General features: G+C 69.2%; 15 protein-coding genes and 2 pseudogenes. 8 read left to right on the forward strand and 9 right to left on the reverse strand.

From position 1 onward, the window contains the following. Positions 1-43: 43 nt before the first annotated feature. On the forward strand, positions 44-3,235 hold the full coding sequence (locus KY5_RS21285; protein WP_098243750.1) for an AfsR/SARP family transcriptional regulator: 3,192 nt from the start codon (positions 44-46) through the stop codon (positions 3,233-3,235). A 374-nt stretch (positions 3,236-3,609) separates the two neighbouring features. Here the strand turns inward: KY5_RS21285 and KY5_RS21290 are convergent, their stop codons facing one another. From KY5_RS21290 to phoA, 5 genes are all read right to left on the reverse strand, one after another. Next, positions 3,610-4,350 (reverse strand): ANTAR domain-containing response regulator, encoded by a 741-nt coding sequence (locus KY5_RS21290; protein WP_098243751.1) that lies wholly within the window; start codon positions 4,348-4,350, stop codon positions 3,610-3,612. A 13-nt stretch (positions 4,351-4,363) separates the two neighbouring features. Next, a complete protein-coding gene (locus KY5_RS21295; RefSeq protein ID WP_098243752.1) occupies positions 4,364-5,224 on the reverse strand; it encodes a GAF domain-containing protein in 861 nt (286 codons plus the stop codon). Between the two features lie 22 nt (positions 5,225-5,246). After that, entirely contained in the window at positions 5,247-7,112 is a 1,866-nt protein-coding gene (locus KY5_RS21300; protein WP_098243753.1) for a CheR family methyltransferase, read from the reverse strand. Then, positions 7,113-7,709, reverse strand: a complete 597-nt coding sequence (locus KY5_RS21305) for a chemotaxis protein CheB (RefSeq protein ID WP_098243754.1) — start codon at positions 7,707-7,709, stop codon at positions 7,113-7,115. 106 nt (positions 7,710-7,815) lie between these two features. Next, entirely contained in the window at positions 7,816-9,201 is a 1,386-nt protein-coding gene (gene phoA / locus KY5_RS21310) for an alkaline phosphatase (protein WP_098243755.1), read from the reverse strand. Positions 9,202-9,355: 154 nt separating this feature from the next. Here phoA and KY5_RS21315 point away from each other — a divergent pair, with 154 nt between their 5' ends. Both KY5_RS21315 and KY5_RS21320 read left to right on the forward strand, forming a co-directional pair. Beyond that, positions 9,356-10,585, forward strand: coding sequence for a Shedu anti-phage system protein SduA domain-containing protein (locus tag KY5_RS21315; protein ID WP_098243756.1), 1,230 nt, complete (start codon positions 9,356-9,358; stop codon positions 10,583-10,585). Continuing rightward, positions 10,582-10,905: a hypothetical protein gene (locus KY5_RS21320; RefSeq protein ID WP_098243757.1), complete on the forward strand. Its 324-nt coding sequence runs from the start codon at positions 10,582-10,584 to the stop codon at positions 10,903-10,905. Before KY5_RS21315 ends, KY5_RS21320 begins: the two co-directional genes overlap by 4 nt. On the opposite strand, the gene KY5_RS21325 is transcribed toward KY5_RS21320, so the two are convergent. The 3 genes and pseudogenes from KY5_RS21325 to KY5_RS42575 form a co-directional block, all read right to left on the reverse strand. After that, entirely contained in the window at positions 10,894-12,144 is a 1,251-nt protein-coding gene (locus KY5_RS21325; RefSeq protein WP_159072573.1) for a 5-methylcytosine restriction system specificity protein McrC, read from the reverse strand. The two genes, KY5_RS21320 and KY5_RS21325, sit on opposite strands and share 12 nt — an antisense overlap. A 35-nt stretch (positions 12,145-12,179) precedes the next feature. Further along, positions 12,180-14,375, reverse strand: a complete 2,196-nt coding sequence (locus tag KY5_RS21330; RefSeq protein ID WP_098243759.1) for an McrB family protein — start codon at positions 14,373-14,375, stop codon at positions 12,180-12,182. A gap of 184 nt (positions 14,376-14,559) precedes the next feature. Continuing rightward, positions 14,560-14,673 (reverse strand): annotated as a pseudogene (locus KY5_RS42575) (glyoxalase/bleomycin resistance/dioxygenase family protein); the annotation flags it as partial. On the opposite strand from KY5_RS42575, the pseudogene KY5_RS41465 reads away from it, so the two are divergent. Together KY5_RS41465 and KY5_RS21340 are read left to right on the forward strand one after the other, a co-directional pair. Beyond that, positions 14,672-14,866, forward strand: a pseudogene (locus KY5_RS41465) (hypothetical protein); the annotation flags it as partial. The pseudogenes KY5_RS42575 and KY5_RS41465 overlap by 2 nt on opposite strands. 59 nt (positions 14,867-14,925) lie before the next feature. Beyond that, positions 14,926-15,348 (forward strand): hypothetical protein, encoded by a 423-nt coding sequence (locus KY5_RS21340; RefSeq protein WP_098243760.1) that lies wholly within the window; start codon positions 14,926-14,928, stop codon positions 15,346-15,348. A 25-nt stretch (positions 15,349-15,373) separates the two neighbouring features. On the opposite strand, the gene KY5_RS21345 is transcribed toward KY5_RS21340, so the two are convergent. After that, positions 15,374-16,069: a TetR/AcrR family transcriptional regulator gene (locus KY5_RS21345; protein ID WP_234362800.1), complete on the reverse strand. Its 696-nt coding sequence runs from the start codon at positions 16,067-16,069 to the stop codon at positions 15,374-15,376. Between the two features lie 146 nt (positions 16,070-16,215). On the opposite strand from KY5_RS21345, the gene KY5_RS21350 reads away from it, so the two are divergent. From KY5_RS21350 to KY5_RS21360, 3 genes are read left to right on the forward strand one after another with little or no spacing between them, the layout of a single operon-like run. Beyond that, on the forward strand, positions 16,216-16,833 hold the full coding sequence (locus tag KY5_RS21350; protein WP_098243761.1) for an NAD(P)-dependent oxidoreductase: 618 nt from the start codon (positions 16,216-16,218) through the stop codon (positions 16,831-16,833). A gap of 57 nt (positions 16,834-16,890) precedes the next feature. Further along, a complete protein-coding gene (locus KY5_RS21355; RefSeq protein ID WP_098243762.1) occupies positions 16,891-17,661 on the forward strand; it encodes an SDR family NAD(P)-dependent oxidoreductase in 771 nt (256 codons plus the stop codon). Then, the gene (locus KY5_RS21360; protein WP_098243763.1) at positions 17,654-17,902 is read left to right on the forward strand and encodes a hypothetical protein; all 249 of its coding nucleotides are present in this window, start codon (positions 17,654-17,656) and stop codon (positions 17,900-17,902) included. Before KY5_RS21355 ends, KY5_RS21360 begins: the two co-directional genes overlap by 8 nt. The last annotated feature ends 78 nt before the right edge of the window (positions 17,903-17,980 follow it).

Genomic DNA, 17,980 nt, shown 5'->3' on the forward strand with positions numbered 1-17,980 from the left:
ACCCCCGGCCAGGAGAGGGCCGGACCCCGGCGGGAGGACGCTGGTGGAATTCGAGATCCGACTTTCGGGCCCGGTCGAGGTGGAGGCCGAAGGCCGGCGCGGTGACATCGGTTCCACCAAGACCCGCCTCGCCTTCGCCGCCCTGGCCTGGGACGCGAGCCGCACCGTCGGCATGGACACCCTGATCCACCGGATCTGGGACGAGGACCCCCCGTTCAAGGCGCGCGAGGCCCTGCACGCCCACGTCTCCCGCATCCGCAAGGCCCTGCGCGTCGCGGGCGGTTCGGCGCCCGCCGTCGTCAGCAGTACCAACGCGTACGTGATGCGGGTCGACCCCGACCGGGTCGACCTGCGCCGCTACACGAGCTGCGTCGACCAGGCCCGCTCCCTGAAGGACAGCAGGGACGACGCCGGGGCCCTGCGCCTGCTCGACGACGCGGCGGGCCTCTGGCGCGGCGAACCCCTGGCAGGGATCACCGGCTCCTGGGCCGCCCGGCTGCGCGCCACCGTCGCCGAGAGCGGACTCGCCGCCGCCATGCTCCGCGCCGACATCCTCATGCGGGCGGGCAGGTTCGCCGACGCCGTACCCGTACTGCTGCCGCTCGTCGACGAGCACCCCGTCGACGAGGCGCTCACCGAGCAACTGGCCATCGCGCTGTACGGCAGCAGCCGTACGGCGGAGGCGACGCGGCTGCTCCAGCGCACCCGGCAGCGCGTCGTCCGCGACATCGGGCTCGACGCGGGCCGCCGACTGCGCGGGGTCCACCAGGGAATCCTCTCCGGAACCCCGGCGGCGGCACTCCTGGACAACCAGAACCAGAACCAGAACCAGAACCAGAACCAGCCCCAGCCCCAGTCCCAGTCCCAGAGCCACGACCGGAACCAGCACCACGGCAAAGGACCCGGCCCGGAACCCGGCACCAGCCCCACCGGCCCGCCACCCACCGGCCCGCCACCCCCTGGCCCCCGCGTCCCCGACAACGTCCCCCGCGACATCCCCTGGGTCGGCCGCCACGACGAACTGCGCCGCCTCACCGCCGCCCTCTGCGAAGGCGGCGGCACATCGGCGGCGGTCGTCACCGTCGAGGCCATCGACGGCATGGGCGGCGTGGGCAAGACGGCCATGGCGGTGCACCTGGCCCACCGGCTCAGGGACCGCTTCCCCGACGGCCGCCTCTTCCTGCACCTGGGCGGCCACGCATCCGACCGCGACCCGCTCCCCGCCGCCCGCGCCCTCGCCGAACTCCTGCGGCTGATCGGCGTACCGCCCAAGGAACTACCGCAGGGCCTGGACGAGTTGGTCTCCCTGTGGCGCACCACGGTCCGCGACCGGCGCATGATCGTGATCCTGGACGACGCCGCCGACACCGGGCAGGTCAGCCCGCTGCTCCCGGGTGACTCGCCGACGGCGGTCGTGGTGACCAGCCGCCGCCGTCTGCCCGGACTGCCGGGCGTACGACCGGTCTCCCTCGACGTGCTGCCGCGCGACGACGCGGTCCTGCTCTTCGAGCGGCGCGTGGACGGGCGGTGCGTCACCCGGCGGGCCGAGGTCGAGGAGATCGTCCTGCGGTGCGGCCATCTGCCGCTCGCCATCGAGATCGTCGCGAGCCGTTTGCTCTCCCGGCCCTCGTGGAGTACGTCGGACCTGCTCGACCAGCTCTCGGCGGGCAGCGCCCAACTTCCCGAACTCCGCGACGGAGAGCGGACGTTACGCCACGTCTTCGACCAGTCCTGCCGCGCGCTGACCCCGGACCAGCGCCTGGTCTTCCGCCGCATGGGCCTGCACTTCGGGGTGGAGTTCGGCTCGCACGCGGTGGCGGCCCTCGCCGGACTCCCCGTCGAGGAGACGGATCGAATTCTGGAAGAACTCCTCTCCCAGCACCTCATTTCCGAGCCGTCCCCGCATCGATTTACCATGCATGATCTTTTGCGGGAGTACGCGCGTTCACTGTTCAACCATGACGCCCTCGAACCGGAAGGCGAATTCCGCAAGGCCGTACGGCAATTGGTGGATCACTACGTCCAAGTCGCCGATCACGCCGACCGGCTGGCCTATCCCTTCCGCTCGCGCATTCCGCGAGACGCGGAGGCGGCGCCCACGACCACCGGCCGCCTGCCGCTCCCGGAGATCAGCGACGCGCACGCCGCCGAGCGCTGGCTCATGACCGAGGGTGCCAATCTCCTGGACACGCTCGACTGGATTCGACAGAACGGCACGGAAAGTCAACTGGCGAGCGTTGTCCACGTCTTGGCCGGATTCCTGGACATGGAGGGCCATCTCGTCGCCGCCGAGCCGCTGCTGCGCCGTGCCGTCGCGCACTGGCAGTCCGTGGGCGACAGCGCGGCGCGTGCGCGGGCCCTGCTCGACCTGTCGGCCGTCCACGCGCACAGCGGGGCGTACGAGGAAGGGATCGCGGCGGCGCGCGAGGCCCTGGACATCGCGCGGACGCTCAAGGACGGCGAACTGGAGAGCGAGGCGATCCACCAGCTGTCGATCCGGCTCTGGCAGACGGGCCGCTACGCATTGGTGCGCTCACTCCAGCAGCACTCCCTGAGTTACTTACTGCAAACGGAGAAGACTCTGCATGTGGCGAGGGCGCGCAATCTCCTGGGGATCGCCCATCTCCACCTGGGTCAGAACAAGGAGGCGATCGAGTGTTTCCTCGCCGCCCTCGCCGGATTCACGGCGGAAGGTGACGACAGGGGGAAATACCGCACGCTTAACAACATGGCCGAGCTCTACCGCAAGAATGGCGACCCCGAGGCGGCGGAGAGGTCGTATCGAGAAGCCATCGAATTGTCGGCGGGAATGGGCAGCAGGGGCGATCACGCCACCCTCCAGATGAACCTGGCGAACGTCCTCACCACCCTCGACAGACCGGACGAGGCCCTCGTGCTCTTCGACGGGGCCCTGCCGGTGCTGCGCGCTGTCGGAGACCGCCAGGGCGAGGGCATCGCGTTGAACGGCATCGGCAGGGCCAACCGGATCGCGGGCCGCGGCGAACAGGCGCTTCCCCAACACGTCGCCGCCCTCGCGGTGTTACGTGAGATCCATGCCGAGGGGGAAGTGGTGGACGTCCTCTACGACCTGGCGCGCGTCGAACTCGACACGGGGCGTGTAGCGCAGGCCGTCGCGCACCTGGAGGAGTCCCTGTCGATCAGCCGGAGGCTCGGGGCGCGGGCCGAGGAGGAGAGGGCTTCGCGGGAGTTGGGGCGGTTGCGTCGACGTGCTTGACCTCGTACTGGACGTGGGCGCTCCGCAATTTCTGGCCACGGCTTGTCGTCATCGCGGAAGTCGATAGCATCGGGGCTCGTGGGGAGATTAAGACGGCGCCGTTTTGCGGCGCCAATCCGTCATGCCCACATACCCTCGCACGTGTTATTCCCGCTAGGAGCCATTTTAGGTGAAGCGCAAGCAAGACGACGGCCGGGCTGACAAGTCGTCCAACAAGAAGCCCAACAAAGGCCGCCGGGCCTCACGATCGCGAGCTGGAATCGCGATAGCAATCATCACCCTGGTGTGTATGCCCTATATCGTCACGAACCACGGCCCGATGTCGGGTGACAAGACCCCCGTCTAAACGCCCCCCGGCCCCCCCCGGGCCACCCTCACCCCTCGGGCGCCCCGGTCAACTCAGGATCCGCACGGCCCTCCACCACCTCCCGGGCCACCTCGTTCAACTGCCTTCGCCGCGAGCGCGCGTACCCGCGCAGCACGGCGAAGGCTTCATCCATGGTCAGCCGCCTGCGGGTGGCGAGCACACCCTTGGCCTGTTCGATGATCACGCGGCTGGAGAGGGCGCGCTCCAGCTGGGCGGCGAGCGTCCGGCTCTGCTCGGTCTCGCGCGCGCGTTCCAGGGTGATGGCCGTGAAGTCGGCCATGGACTGGCAGAGTTGCAGCATGCCGGGGTCCAAGAGGCTCTCGGCGTCGGACGACAGCAGGACGAGCGCGCCGGTCGTCCCGGTGCGCCCGCGTAAGGGAACGGCGACGCCGCGGGTGTAGCCCAGCGCCACGACCCCGGGGGCGTAGTGCGGCCAGCGCAGGTTCGCCGGACGCCCGTCGAAGGCCACGAGGCGCGGCCCCCGGTCGTGGTGCAGACAGTCGTGGACGAGCCCCTCGCGCCGCTCGACGGCCTCGCGCTCCAGCCGGGCGACCTCGGGGTCGTGGCACACCACCTGTGGCGCCTCGCGCCCGCCGGGCGCGAACACGACGGCCGCGGTGGCACGGACTCCGAGCAGGAGCGGGCTGTGGTGGGCGAGGACCGAAAGGGTCCCGGCGACGTCCGGTGATTCCTCGGCGCCGCCCGCCAGGGCGACGAAGAAGTCGGCGAGCTCCTGCACGGGCCTCATGGTCGGTTCTCCCTCAGCCGAGATCGAGTTCTCCGTCCAGGATCCACCCGGCCACCACCTCGGTGGATACCTCCCCGGTGAACGCGCGCGCCTTGAGCAGCGCGAGGGCGTCGGCGATCGGGCGCCCGGACCGGGCGGAGAGTACGCCCGCCGCCTGCTGCACGGTGTCCCTGTGGTCCGTGCCCCCGTAGAGCTCGGGGTCGGCGTCGGGTCCGAGCACCATGATGCGGGTGAGCGCCTCCGCGACGTCGGCGAGTCCCGCGAACGCCGCGCGGCCCGCGCCCAGATCGAAGACCGCGAGCGAACCGACGCAGCTGTCCATCGCTTTCAGGGGCACGGCGGCCACCGACATGACGCCCAGGGATACCAGCGCCGGGCCGTATCCCGGCCAGCGCTTCTCGATCAAGGGCCCCGACACGTGCAGGGGCAGGAGCGCGGCCGCCACGTCCCTCGCGGGCCCCTCCCCGAGCACGTACTCCAAGTCCTGCGCGGCACGCGAGGGTTCGTCGGACGTGGCCACCGCGAGCTGGTTCTGTGCGGAGTCGAAGAGGGTGAGCGCGGCGCTCGCCGTGCCGCACGCCTCGGCGACCCCGGTCATGAAGCGGGGCTGGGTGCCCAGCCCCTCCGCCCACTCCGCCGCCCGCTGGGCGAACGCCTCCTGTAAGCGGGCCGATGAGCGGTGACAGGCCGCCGACCTGCGGTGTCGCGCCGCGATCCGGGCGTGCAGCTCGCCCCCGGGACCTGGGTGGGCGCTCAGGAGTGTGTGCCGCTCGGCCGCCGCTTCCGCCCGCGCCGCGCGCTCGATCGCACGGCGGGCGCGGCGCCGCGCCTCCACCGCGAGGCCGAGCCGGGCCGCGTGCCCCTGCGGGTTCATGTCCCCAGCGTACGGCGCGGGTTCAGCCCTGAGGGTCGGTTCGGCTCTCTTCCATCATGAGAACGACACCGCCGTGGTGCCCGTCGAACGGGGAGCAGAAGACGTCGCACATGATGGGCCTGCCGAGGCGGCTCGTGGAGCGGATGCCGACCGGCCCCGAGCGTTGGCGGGAGGTCAGGCACTCCGACACCACGGGCCGCAGTTCCTCGGTGGGCAGCCCGAAGTCCAGCCCGAAGAAGGGCGTGTCGATGACCTCGTCCGCGCGCAGTCCCCACAGGTCCACGGCGCCGCGGTTCCAGCTCTTGACCTTCAGCTCGCTGTCCAGGACCACCACGCCCGCCGCGATGCTGGTCAGCACGGCCTCGAGGAAGGCCTTGGCCTCGTCGAGCTCCTCGGTGCGGATGCGCATCTCGTCGTTCATGGTCTCCAGTTCCTCGTTCCCGGACTGGAGTTCCTCGTTGGTGGTCTCCAGTTCTTCGTTCGTGGACTGGAGTTCCTCGTTGGTCGTTTCCAGCTCCTCGATGCTGGACTGGAGTTCCTCGTTGGTGGTCTCCAGCTCCTCGTTGGTGGACTGGAGCTCCTCGTACGCGGTCTCCAGGTCCTCCTTGACGCGCTTGACCTCGGACTTCAGCTGCGTGCTGACCGTGACGTCGGCGAACGAGATCGTGGTCGCGACGTGGGTGCCGTTGGTCCCGGCGAGCGGCTGGATGAGGATGTCGACGTACTGGACCTCGTCGCCCACCCGCCGCTCGACCCTGTTGACCCGGAGCGTCCTGCGCTCGTCCATGGCCTGGTCGATCAAGGAGCGGAGCTCGACGGGGCGGTAGGAGATCTCCAGGTCCCGGAAGGGGCGGCCGAGGTCGGCCGTGGAGAGGCCGAACTGGATCCGCGCCTGGCTGTTCACCACCACGAGGCTCCCCTCGCTGTCGACGGTGATCGACGCGGTCGGTCCGGCGTCCAGGGCCAGATCGCGCAATTGGCGGCTGCGGGCGACCGAGGTCACCTCGGGGCCCGTGCCGGGCCGGATCTTCAGAGGGGCCGGCTGGTACGGAGCCCCGGCCGCGCCCGAGCTGCGCCGGAAGATCCGCTGGCGCATGTCGGTCACCTCGAACCGCTCGGCGTCGTTGAGCAGCATCTCGGCCTTGCCGAGGAAGAGGAAGGCGTCCTTGCGCAGCGCGAAGTGGAAACGGTCCAGGATCTGCGTCTGCGCCTCGACGTTGAAGTACATCAGGGTGTTCCGGCAGAGCAGCAGGTCCAGCCGGGAGATCGGGGCGTCCCTGGTGATGTCGTGCCGCCCGAAGATCACCCGCCGCCGCAGGTCGCTGTGGAAGCTGAACTGGGCGGCGTTCTTCTCGAAGTACTTCTGTCGCAGCTCCATGCTGAGCGGCTCCAGTGCCTTCGCCGGGTACAGCCCGGAGCGGGCCTCGCGCAGGGCCTCCTCGTCGACGTCCGTGGCGTAGATCTTCACGCGCTTGAGGCACTCGTGGATGCCGAGCGCCTCGGCGAACATGATGGCAAGGGAGTACGGCTCCTCGCCGCTGGAGCAGCCCGCGCTCCACACCCTGATCTCCTGCTCGGGCGCGAGGTCCGTGATCAGCTCGGGGATGATCTCGCGCTGGAACAGCGTCCAGGCCTCCGGGTCGCGGAAGAAGGACGTGACGTTGATCAGGATCGTGTTGAACAGCGCGTTGAATTCCTCGGCGCTGGTCTCCAGGAGGTCCCGGTAGTCCGCGTACGAGGTGGCGCCGACGTCGGTCATGCGCTTCTTGATGCGTCGGCCCAGCGTGGAGCGCTTGTAGCCCGTGAAGTCGAAGCCACGGGCGTCCCTGATGAACGCGAGGAGCTCCTCCAGCGCCTCATCGTTGTCGGCGTGCTGCGATGCGCCCATTCACTGCCTCTTGGCCTCGACGAGTCCGCGGACGACCGCGGCGATCTCTTCAAGAGGTAGCACGAAATCCGCCGCCCCCGCGTCGATCGCCGCCTGCGGCATCCCGGGATACTGGGCGTCGGCCGGATCCTGGACGATCACGGTCCCGCCGCGCGAGCTGACCGCCTCGGCGCCCATCGCGCCGTCGACCCCGGTCCCGGTGAGCACGCAGACGATCGCCCGTGACCCGTAGGCGCCCGCGACCGATTCGAAGAGGAGATCGGCGGAGGGCCGCACGAAGTGCACGAGCTCGGTGTCGGACAGCGTGAGGAGACCGTCGGAGTTCACGAGGAGGTGCCGGTCGGGGGGAGCGATGTGGATCACGCCGTTCCGCGCGTACTCGCCGTCCTGCGCGAGCTTGACCGGAAGTTCGGCCCGCCGGGCGAGCACGTCGGCGATCACCGTCCGGTGCCGCGGGTCGAGGTGCTGCACCACGAGGACGGGCACGGGAAGGTCCGGTCCGAGCTCCGCGAGCAGCGCTATCAACGCCTGGATGCCGCCCGCGGACGATGCGACAGCGACGATGGCATAGGGGACCGGAGACTGGTCGGCCGTCACAGGGCGAGCCTAGCGGATCTGCCCCTGGGATCAGGTGCTCGTACCGGACAACCGGACGAGGAAGAAGGGCGCCGACCCGCGGTCGGCGCCCTCCTGGTGCGCGCGCTCAGCGGAGGCGGAGCGCCTCACGCACGGTGGTGAAGAGGTCGGTCTGGTTGGTGACCCCGAGGACGCGGTACGCCTGCGGGCCCTGCGCCGCGATCCGCACCTGCGTGCCGGTGTGCTCCTGGGACTGGCCGGGCGTGTTGGTCGAGTAGTTGACCTTCAGCTGCTGGCCCTCGTCGGTGACGAGCGTGGAGGAGAGGCCGGGCGGCTGCGCCTCCAGGGGCACGATCTGGCTGGTGTGCGCGTGGTCGGCGGTGGTGACGACCAGGGTGTCCGGGTGCTTGGCGGCGTAGTCGCGCGCGACCTTCACGGCACGGTCGAACGCGGCGGTCTCACCGATCTGGCCGCAGGGGTCGGCGGCGTGGTCCTGCTTGTCGATCGAGGCGCCTTCGACCTGAAGGAAGAACCCTTGCCCGCCCTTCCCGTGCTTCTGCTTGGCTTCCAGCAGCTTGATGGCCTTGGTGGCCTGGTCGTCGAGGGCGGGGGTACCGGCGGGACGGCCCGGGTTGGAGGTGGTGCAGCGCTGCGGGTCCGTACCGCCCTTGGCGGCGGCCTTGCCGGTCCACTCGACGGGCACGTTGCCGGGCGCGAAGAGCCCGAGCACGGGCTTGCCGTTCCTGACGGACTTGACCTTCTTCAACTCGCGGTCGTTCGTGACGATCTGATACCCGAGCTTCTCGGCCTGCTCGCTCACCGTGAGGCCCTTGTACTTGCCGTCGGTGACCTTCTGGTCGAAGCGCTGCTTGCCGCCGCCGAGGAGGACGTCGACCTTGTGGTTGACGCTCTGCTCCGCGATGGACCCCGGCCCGCCCTTGGCGATGGTGTCGGCGGGGCACTTGGCCATGTCGGCAGGACCCTGGCAGCTGCGGTCGGTGGCGTGCGAGGCGAGGACGGCCGGGGTGGCGTCGGTCAGCTCGGCGGTGGTGACGGACCCGGTCGCGTACCCCTTCTTCTGCGCGAGCTCCAGAATCGTGGGAACGGCCTTGTCGGTGCCGGGCGTCTTCGATATCCGCCCGTTCACGGTCTTCACACCGGTGGCCCAGCCGGACCCGCTGGCGGCGGAGTCGGTGACGTAGTCCGGAGTCCCGTCCTTGTGTACGGCGTACGTCGTGTAGGCGCCGGTCAGCGGGAACTTGTCCATGTTGAGCCGCCCGTTGGCGCCCACGGTGTAGTCCCGGGCGAGCGTGATCTCGGAATCACCCATGCCGTCGCCGATGAGCAGGATGACGTTCTTCGCCTTCCCGCCCTGGATCGCGCGACGGGCCTGGTCCTTGGTGTCGGAGGCCCCCGCGCTGGCGGTGACGGTGACGGCCACGGCGGTGGCGGCGACCACGGACGAGGCGATGATCACCCGACGACGGGAACGGGACACACGCGGTCTGGCCATGCGGAACTCCTCAGAAGCACTCAATGACGTCTCTGTACGGTGCGGCCACCTCACCAGCGGGACATGAACCACGTGGGGCGTGGTGGTGCCTTCTTGATGTCTTGGGGGCGACGTGACGTGGGGAGTTGTCAGTGCCCGGCCCTAGGGTGCCTGCGTGACGACCTTTCGATCCGGCTTCACGCTCTGGCGCATGGTCCAGGCGGCTCAGGAGCTCACAGGGGATGCGCGTGTTCGGGAGCGCATCGACGCGGTGCTGACTGTCATGGGAGGCCTCGGCGGAAAGTACGGCAAGGGCAGGCCCCTGGTGGATGCCCTGGAGAGCGTGGCCCAGGAAGCGATCCTGCACGGGGACTTCCCACTCGCCCAGCGTTTCCAGCGCTTCGCCGCCTACGCCAGAGGCGATCTGTTCCTGGAAATCCTGGAGAACTACTACGACGAGGATGCCCGGCAGCGTAGCGAGGACTACATGAAGAGGCTGGCTGCCATGGGTGCCGACAGGGCGGTCTCGGCTCTGGACGCCCTGTGCCGAGACCATCCTGACGCGACCGCTTCGGACGCGCGTGACCTCTTCCGGGGCATAGCCCGGTCCGCCGACCATCTCGGCCTCGGGGAAGGGGATGGCGGTGTTCGGCTGTCCATTCGGGAAGTCAGGCGTCTGCAGCAGTTCGGGCACATGGAGGTGGTTCTGCGGAACCTGCCACGACCGGCTTCCGCCGAGGCCGCACGGATGATGAGTGAGGTCCTGGCCGACGTTGACGCGGGCGTATTGGCCCAGCTGCTCGAACTGAAGGCCAGACAGGCGGGCTTGGCGGCTCTGCGCTCCGCGGTGGAGGCCCCGGACAGTTCCGAGAGCGCGCTCCACGCCTGTCTGAAGAATCAGGAGTGGATCTTCGGTGGTGCCTATGTGGCCGAGCTGGCCCGCCGTCAGTACACACCGGACACCATCCTCGACATCCCGCTCCTGCGCGCCGACGGTTCTCTGCACGTGGTGGAACTCAAGCGCGCCAACATCGAGAAACTGGTCATCCGGCCCTCCGGCCAGCTCATGCTGGGCGCCCCGGTGCACCATGCGGTCTCCCAGACGCAGAACTACCTCCGGACTCTGGACGAGAACCGACCCGGAATCCTGACCAAGCACGGAGTCGATACGCGCCGGGCCTCGGCGACCGTCGTGATCGGACATCCGCGGTACGTGAGCGGGGACGCCACGGCCCAGGAGATCGCAGAGACGCTGCGGACCTACAACGCGCACCAGTCACGCATAGAAGTGATCACTTACGAGACGCTGCTGGACTCGGCCTCGCGCATGCTGGCTCTCTCATCGGCAGAGTACGACGTCGACCTGAACGCTGACACGGACTCCGAGGAGGAGCCTCGCGCATGACGGACGAGAAACCCGCGATCGAACCGCTTCTGGCCCGTTTGTGCGGTGGTGAGGTGACCGAGAGGGACTACGTCGGGTACTTCATGAACGAACACGGAGAGGAACTCGTATTCGCCCAGCGCCGGGGCGACAAGACCGCTCGGCTCTGGCACAGCGATACCGACTGGGAGATGTTCCGCATCGGCGACCATTCGATCCGGCTCGACGGCCCGATGGACGGGATGATCACGGTCGCCGACCTCATCATCAACCGTGAGGAGGCGACCTGGCTCTCCGCCTGCCTCGCCGCATCCCGTCACCTGAGGCAGTCACGCACCTGACGGGCTCTGTCCGGCGAAGTCGGTGATCGCCTTGCGTAGCGGTTCTGCGGCGTCCTGTAGAGCGGCGCGCGTATCGAGGCCCAGTACCTCTATGAGGCCCAGGCGACCACGGGGCCCCTCGACACGTAGAACGCGCCGGGTGGGACCGTCGGGTGAGGGATGGACGACGAGGGCCAGCGGGGCGTCCGGATCGGTGTATCCGGCTATGTAGGTGAGAAGTTGGTGGCGGTCGGCGGCGCCGACATTCTCCACCGCGTACCGCTTGTACTTCGCGTCCACGGCAAGGTAGCGCGCCGCGCCGGCCTCCCCGAGGGGTGGCGGGAAGGCCAGCAGCGCATCGGGGCGGAACGGCGGCGGATGCCCGTTGAGTACTCCGTACGTCCGGATGACGCCCTCTTCAGGGCGGGCAGCCCTGCCACCGAGCCCGGCCGCCGCGTCGACCGCCATCCGCCGGACGACCATTTCCCACAGGACGTTCAAATTGAGCAGCAGGCTCTTCGCCCCGAAGCCGTGCGGATCCAGGAGGTCCCGCACCCCGCCGCCGCCGAGCAGCATCCGAGCCCAGGCGTGCGCGGCCCGGTAGTGGCTGTTGAGCCGGTTGTACTGTGCCCGCGCCAGCAGGGCCCGTGCGTCCATCGGCCTTCGCGGGCAGGGGAATTGGGCTGCGGCGTCGAGTAGCCACCGGGTCTGACGCGCGTCGGTGGACCGCTGGGCCGCCACGGTCAGCGCGGCCCCGCACACCATGTTCTCCCAGCCGCCGTCCTCGTATTCGAAGGTCTGCAGATGAAGCTGGTCAATCGTGCCGAAGCACCGGGTCGCCTGGGCTTCCACGTCGAGTCGCCCCCGCAAGGTGGTGTCGACGCGTGGTCGGCGTACGTAGTCCCTGCGTAGCCCGCGCCGGAGCAGAAGGCGGCATTCGTGCAGCAGCGCGGCGGGCACCAATCCCGCGTAGCCGTCGCGCCCGATGGGCCAGTTGCGCAGCGTCTCGTCGGGCTCTCGCTGGTAATGGGAGTAGCAGAGCCATTCGATCAGCCGTTGTCCCTCTACCGGAAACTTGGGCCGCAACACCAGCCGCACCCGGTCGAGTTCGATGACTCCGGCTGACGACCTCACCTTGAGGAGGTAACCGTCGCGGTTCTCGGTGACGGTGACAGCCTGGGCCGCACGAAGCCTGTCGAGGTCACCTCCGTACAGTTTGGAACGCGAGACAGTGACGGAGGTGTGCTCTTCGAGGACCACCTCGTGTCGGGCGGTGCTCCGGGCTGGTCCGCTCTTCACTGTCCCCAGCCGCCAGTGCCCTCGTCGACGGACCGCTCATCGCCCGCGGCTCCCGTCGCCACGAACTCCTCCGCCAGCATTCCGGGCAGGTCCTGCGGGTTGGTGTGCACCACCCGGCCGGTGCTGTCGTCCACCAGGGCGCCCAGAACACTCCTCAGGAGGTCGGGCTGCCCCAGGCAGTAGTCGGAGACGAGTGGCACGATTTCGTGATGGAAGGCGTTCGAGAGCTGTTCCACGGTGGCGAGCGGCCGGTCGCCGACGAGTAGGTAGGCCTGCCCGAGCAGGTGATCCGGGCCGAATGCGGTGTCGAGTTTGGTGTTCAGTCCTTGCAGGAGGTCAGCCAGGCCGAGGCCTTCGACCTCACCGTCCAGAACGTCCAAGTCCGGTGACACGTCGAGGAAGGCGAACCTGCGCCGGATCGCGGCGTCGATGTGCCCCACGCTGCGGTCGGCGGAGTTCATGGTGCCGATGATGCGGACGTTCGGGGGCACGGTCTGCGGCCGGCCGCTCGTGGGCAGGGTGACGGCGACAGAACCTCGTTTGTCGAGTTCCAACAGGGTGATCAACTCGCCAAGGACACGCGGCAGATCACCGCGGTTGATCTCGTCCACGACAATCAGGAAGGTGTCGTCGGGTGATTCCTCCGCCGCTGTGCAGACCCGGCGGAACAGCCCGTCCGTCATGGTCAGATTGAGCCCCGCCCCCTCCGCCGCCTTAGCCGGTTTGAAGCCTTCGACGAAGTCCTCGTATCCGTAGGACGGGTGGAAGGTCACCATGGTCAGGCGGGCGGCATCGGCGCCCGTGGGGACCTTGGACAACTCGGCGAGCGCCGCGGCGCGTTCCTCAGCTGAGGCCTCGATCAGATCTCCTTGCCCCGCCATGGCGAGTGCCACGCTGAGTGCCAGCCGCGTCTTGCCGGTGCCGGGAGGGCCCTGCAGCACGACCTGCCCCTTGTGGTCGAGCAACTCTCGCACTTTGCGTACGGCTTCGGGAAGCTCAGCGTCCGTCTCGGCATCGCTACCGGCCATCGGTTCGGTGGTCTCGGAGAGGGCGGCTTTGCGGCCCTGCCGAATCTCCCGCCACAGCCCGGCGGGGACCTTCGCCAAGGTCTGCTGCCAGGCATGCCGCGGCGACTCGAACAGCTGGGCGTACGAGGTGTCCCAGTCCACTCCCACGGTGTGCCGGTGCGTCGCCAGCTCCGGAGCGTACGAGTACCCCTCGACGATGGTCCCCACCGCGAGCACTTCAGACTTGCCCCGGTTGGCGACGATCAGATCGCCGGGCTCCAGGTCGCGAAAGGCGAGCAGTTGCCGGGCGAGCCGCAGGTTGCCGCCGGTGCTGTGCGGCCAGTGCAGGTCCAGAGCCTCCTTGAGCTCTTGGTCACTCTCGTACTGGCCGAGGCTGCCGACCTCGTCCCAGGCGATCCGTATGCGGCGGTTCGCCAGGCAGTCGTCCCAGAGGCCGGCTCGTTCCCCGGGAGCAACCTTCCAGACCAGCCGGTCCTTCGGGCGCGGATCGTGGAAGGCGTACAGGAACCGCATCACTTCGTGCGTCCGCCACCCGTCGAACTCGGGTGTATGGCGGACGAGGTCGAGCAGCTCCCGATTGGCGCGCCAGGTGCGTACGCCCGAGGAGTACTGGTGCGGTCTGCCGCCCAGCAGTGCGGTGAAGTGTCGGACGTGCGAGGCGGAGAAGACCGGGAAGAAGTCGTCGGGAAAGTACACGGTCAGGGCCTTGGTGGTCAGCGCCTGCCCGTACGAGAGCGATTCCAGCTCGTCGATGCGCTCGTAGTCCCCCTCGGCCGCCGCAGCGAAGGCGGTCACGAACTCGCCCCGTACCGCCTCCCAGGCCTTGTGCGCGCTGAGCCCGCGCAAGGCGCTGGGCACGATCCGCCACTCGCCCGTCCGGTGCTGGTACACGATGTGCTTCGCCGCGCTGCCGCCGCGGATGCTGCCGATGGCATTGGTTCCGTACTCCAGCAGACGGCAGAAGGACGTCCCCGGACGCTCATAGCCCGTCGGCCCCAGTGCGTACCGCTCCAGCGACAGTGCCCCCCAGGTGTCCAACGGGAAGTCTGCCAGTACCTGTTTCCGCTCCTCCTCCGCCCTGTCGGCGGCCGCGTCGGCCGCCTTCCGGTCGAAGTTCGCGACGCGCTGAGCGAGACCGCTGCGAAATTCCCCACCGTCAGCCATGCGCGCATTCTGTCGCCCAGCCACCCGCGGCCGTGAGGCGGGGCGGCTAGGCGGCGCGGTCAGCCGACGTGAAGACCGTTTCCGACCAGTTCTGGTCAGTGGTGTAAGCCCCCTGCCAAGAAGCTTGAGGCGAAGGGGACGTGGAGTATTGCTGCCGCCTCTTGGATCAGGCGCAGCCGCAGCACGGCTCCTGCCCGGGACCGTGCACCCACACCTTGTCCTGGAGCGCATAGCAACAGGACGCGTCGTTCTCCTCGAACGTTGCGCGGCCCGCGTCCTTGAGTCGGCCGGTGGACGCGGGCAACCACTTCGAGCTCGCCATCGCCGTGGCCATCGCCACCTTCGGAGTCCTGATCGGCCTGGTGTACGTCGCGTTGTACGCCCGCCGCTACTTCACGACACCCACCGCGGCCGGGACCATGGCCCTGGCCCGGACCCCGACGGCAACTCCAACCTCTGCCGCACCCGGCGACGGGCTTTCGAGGAGCTGACGGTCCTGCGGCGCAGGTGAGGCGCGCTTCGCTCAGCGGCCGGTCGGTAACCTGCGCGAGTGCGCTCCGAAGACATCTCCACCTGGATCGAGACCCGCGCCGCCTCGACCAGCACGGTCGAACTCGCAGCGGCCTTCGACGCCTATCTCTGCACCCTCCCTTGGGCGGGGCAGGGCATCGACTGGAGCGAGGTGTCGCGCCGGTCCCTCGAGCTCGACGGCGTCTCGGACGACGAGGCGGTGCGGTGGGCCCGAGCGACGCCGATGGGTACGCATGATCACGTCCTAGTGATCGACTCCGCGACCGAGCCGGGTGTCATCTGCACATTCGACGACGCCGTACGCGACTTCGAGCTCCTGTCGAACCGCCCTGAGCTCTACATGTGCGGCCTGGACCTGTCGACGGGCTCGCCCGAACCGGAGCCCGTCTTCGAGCACTTCATCGAGCGCCGCTCGTTCATGACGCTCAACGCGAAGCTGTGAAGAGCGGATTCCGGGCTCTGACCCGTTAGTCCTCACCCGATGCCAGAAGTCCCGCGATGTCCGCCGCGGGGCGGCCGGTGTGCAGCCCGATCAGGTCGGCGAGCAGGTCGTCCAGGGGAGGCCAGGGCATGTCGCCGTGCTCGTTGTAGAGGCTGACGAGGCCGTGCAGAGCGGTCCAGAGGAGGAGCCCGGCCTGCCACTGCCGTTCGGACGCGACCTGCGTCTGCGCTTGCTCCTGCCTCTGTGCCTGCGTCCGGTCCGGATCGGTGGCGGCGGCGAGGGCGGCGACCAGGGCCCCGAAGAGCTCTTCACCGGCCCCGTGGGCCGACCCGGTGATGAGTTCGGTGGGCATGCGCCCGCCGAAGAGGGTCCGGTAGTGCCCGGGCTGATCGATTCCCCAGCGTACGTAGGCGGCGCAGCGCCCGACGACGTCGGCGAGCGGATCCGGGGCGTGCCGCGCGGCCTGGTCCATCAGCCGGGCCAGTTCCTCGTAGCGCAGCCGCAGTACGTGCTGGACCAGCGCGCCGAGGTCGGGGAAGTGGCTGTAGATGCTGGCCGGTGCGACACCGACCTCCCGCGCGACCTGCCGGAGCGTCAGCGTCTCGGGCTGGTCGAGGGTGGCGAGCAGCTTCGCCGCGGCGTCGATGAGCTGAGCCCTGAGTACCTGCCCCTGCCCGCGTGGATTACGACGACGGGGAGCGGCCTGCTCCTGAGGTGACACCCGCGAGCCCCCTTCCGACCAGTGAGAACGGTGCAACAACCGTACATGGAGCCCACTGCACCCCTCCTCTCCTTGACGCCACTAACCAACACCTGTTTACTCACATAACCAACACTTGTTCAGTCAAGGGCAGGGAGTGGATCGGCATGCGCATCGCGATACTCGGGGCGTCGGGCAGGACCGGCAGCACGCTCGTGGAACAGGCGGTCGAACGCGGGCACGAGGTGGTGGCGTTGGTCCGCACCCCGGAGAAGGTGGCCGTGCCCGCGCCCCGGCAGGTCGAGACGCGGAGGGCGGACGTCTGCTCCCCGGAAACCTTCTCCGACCCCCTACTGGACGACGTCGACGTGGCGGTCTCGGCCATCGGCATCGGCAAGGGCGAAGGACCCGGCGCCCTGGTCGCCGGGGCGAGGCTGCTCGCGGAGTCGAAGGTCCGCACGGTCTGGCTGGGCGCCCTGGGCTCCGGTGTGTCGAGCCGCTCGGGCGGGCTGCTCTACTCCCTCGTGATGCGGATGTTCGTCGGCGCGGAGTTGGCGGAGAAGGCGGAGGCCGACCAGATCGCCCTGACCGCAGGCGCCACGGTGTTCCACGCCCCGGACATCACGGAGGGCCCTCTCAGCCCCACCCGCCACGTCGTACGTCTCGCGAACCTGCGCCGCCCCTTGCTGCCGCCGAGGATCTCGCGCGCGACGGTGGCGGCGCTGCTCCTGGACGAGGCGGAAACGGGCGCACACGCAAACGAAATCGTGGTCCCCCTCACCTGAACACGGGCTCAGACACACCGAGTTGCTTGGCACGCACGGCTTATCAGGGAGAGCACGATGATCAACCTCGCGGGAAAAGTCGGCCTGGTGACGGGCGCGGGCAGCGGAATCGGCCGCGCGACGGCGGTCGAACTGGCCCGGCAGGGAGCGGCGGTCACCGTCACCGACATCGACGAGAGCACGGCGGTCGAGACGACGAAGCTGATCAGGGCCGACGGCGGCGAGGCGCTGCCCGTCCCCGTCGACATCACCGACGAAGACGCCGTACGGACGGCCGTCGAGCGCACGGTAGCGACATACGGCGGCCTCGACTTGGCCGTGAACAACGCGGGCCTGGACTCGCACCACCGACAGCTCGACCAGATGTCCCTGGCCGAGTTCGAGCACGTGGTCCACGTGAACCTGAGCGGCACCTTCCTGTGCATGAAGCACGAGCTGCCCGCACTGCGGAGCCGAGGCGGAGGCGCGATCGTCAACATCGCCTCGGCAGGCGGCCTGCACGCGATCCCGACGGCCCCCGCCTACGTCGCCGCCAAGCACGGAGTCGTCGGCCTCACCAGGACAGCCGCCGTCGACTACGCCCCGCACGGAATCCGCGTCAACGCGGTCTGCCCCGGCCCGACCCGGACCCCCGGCCTCGAAAGGGTCGCGGCGGGCACGAACCTGATAGCCCTCCAGGAGTCGATCACCCCACTCGGCCGCATGGCGACGGCGGAGGAGGCGGCGGGGGTGGCGGTGTGGCTCTGCTCGGGGGCGGCGTCTTATGTCACGGGGGTGGCGATGTCGGTGGATGGGGGGGGCGGCGGGCGTAGCAACATCTATGGCTGATGACGGCTGGTCGGTGGCCCACCAAGAGCTCGGCCTCGCCCGCTGCGGCAGTAGCGGCCTCGCCCAGGCGCTGCACTTCATCGACGTCGCTCGCCGTGGCGGGGCACGGAACCGTGCGCCACTGCGCAGTATCGAGCGCGTCGAGGCCAGCAGCGAGGGACCGATGGGCCCCGGCTTGGACGGTGAGCAGGGAGATGAACGGGTGAGGGACAGCCAGCAGGTCATCTCCGAAGCGCAGTAACGCCAGGCGAAGTTGATCGCGACGGCTTCACCAGCCGCCTCATCGCTCCCTGAGATCCCCTGTGACAGAACGAAGACC

Origin of the sequence: Streptomyces formicae, from assembly GCF_002556545.1 — a bacterium.
Lineage (GTDB): Bacteria > Actinomycetota > Actinomycetes > Streptomycetales > Streptomycetaceae > Streptomyces > Streptomyces formicae_A.

Coding starts and splice junctions, on each gene's coding strand:
- KY5_RS21290 (WP_098243751.1), bottom strand. CDS start 4,350: ATGAGGCCCGTGCAGGAGCTCGCCGACTTCTTCGTCGCCCTGGCGGGC.
- KY5_RS21295 (WP_098243752.1), bottom strand. CDS start 5,224: ATGAACCCGCAGGGGCACGCGGCCCGGCTCGGCCTCGCGGTGGAGGCG.
- KY5_RS21300 (WP_098243753.1), bottom strand. CDS start 7,112: ATGGGCGCATCGCAGCACGCCGACAACGATGAGGCGCTGGAGGAGCTC.
- phoA (WP_098243755.1), bottom strand. CDS start 9,201: ATGGCCAGACCGCGTGTGTCCCGTTCCCGTCGTCGGGTGATCATCGCC.
- KY5_RS21320 (WP_098243757.1), top strand. CDS start 10,582: ATGACGGACGAGAAACCCGCGATCGAACCGCTTCTGGCCCGTTTGTGC.
- KY5_RS21330 (WP_098243759.1), bottom strand. CDS start 14,375: ATGGCTGACGGTGGGGAATTTCGCAGCGGTCTCGCTCAGCGCGTCGCG.
- KY5_RS21350 (WP_098243761.1), top strand. CDS start 16,216: ATGCGCATCGCGATACTCGGGGCGTCGGGCAGGACCGGCAGCACGCTC.
- KY5_RS21355 (WP_098243762.1), top strand. CDS start 16,891: ATGATCAACCTCGCGGGAAAAGTCGGCCTGGTGACGGGCGCGGGCAGC.
- KY5_RS21360 (WP_098243763.1), top strand. CDS start 17,654: ATGGCTGATGACGGCTGGTCGGTGGCCCACCAAGAGCTCGGCCTCGCC.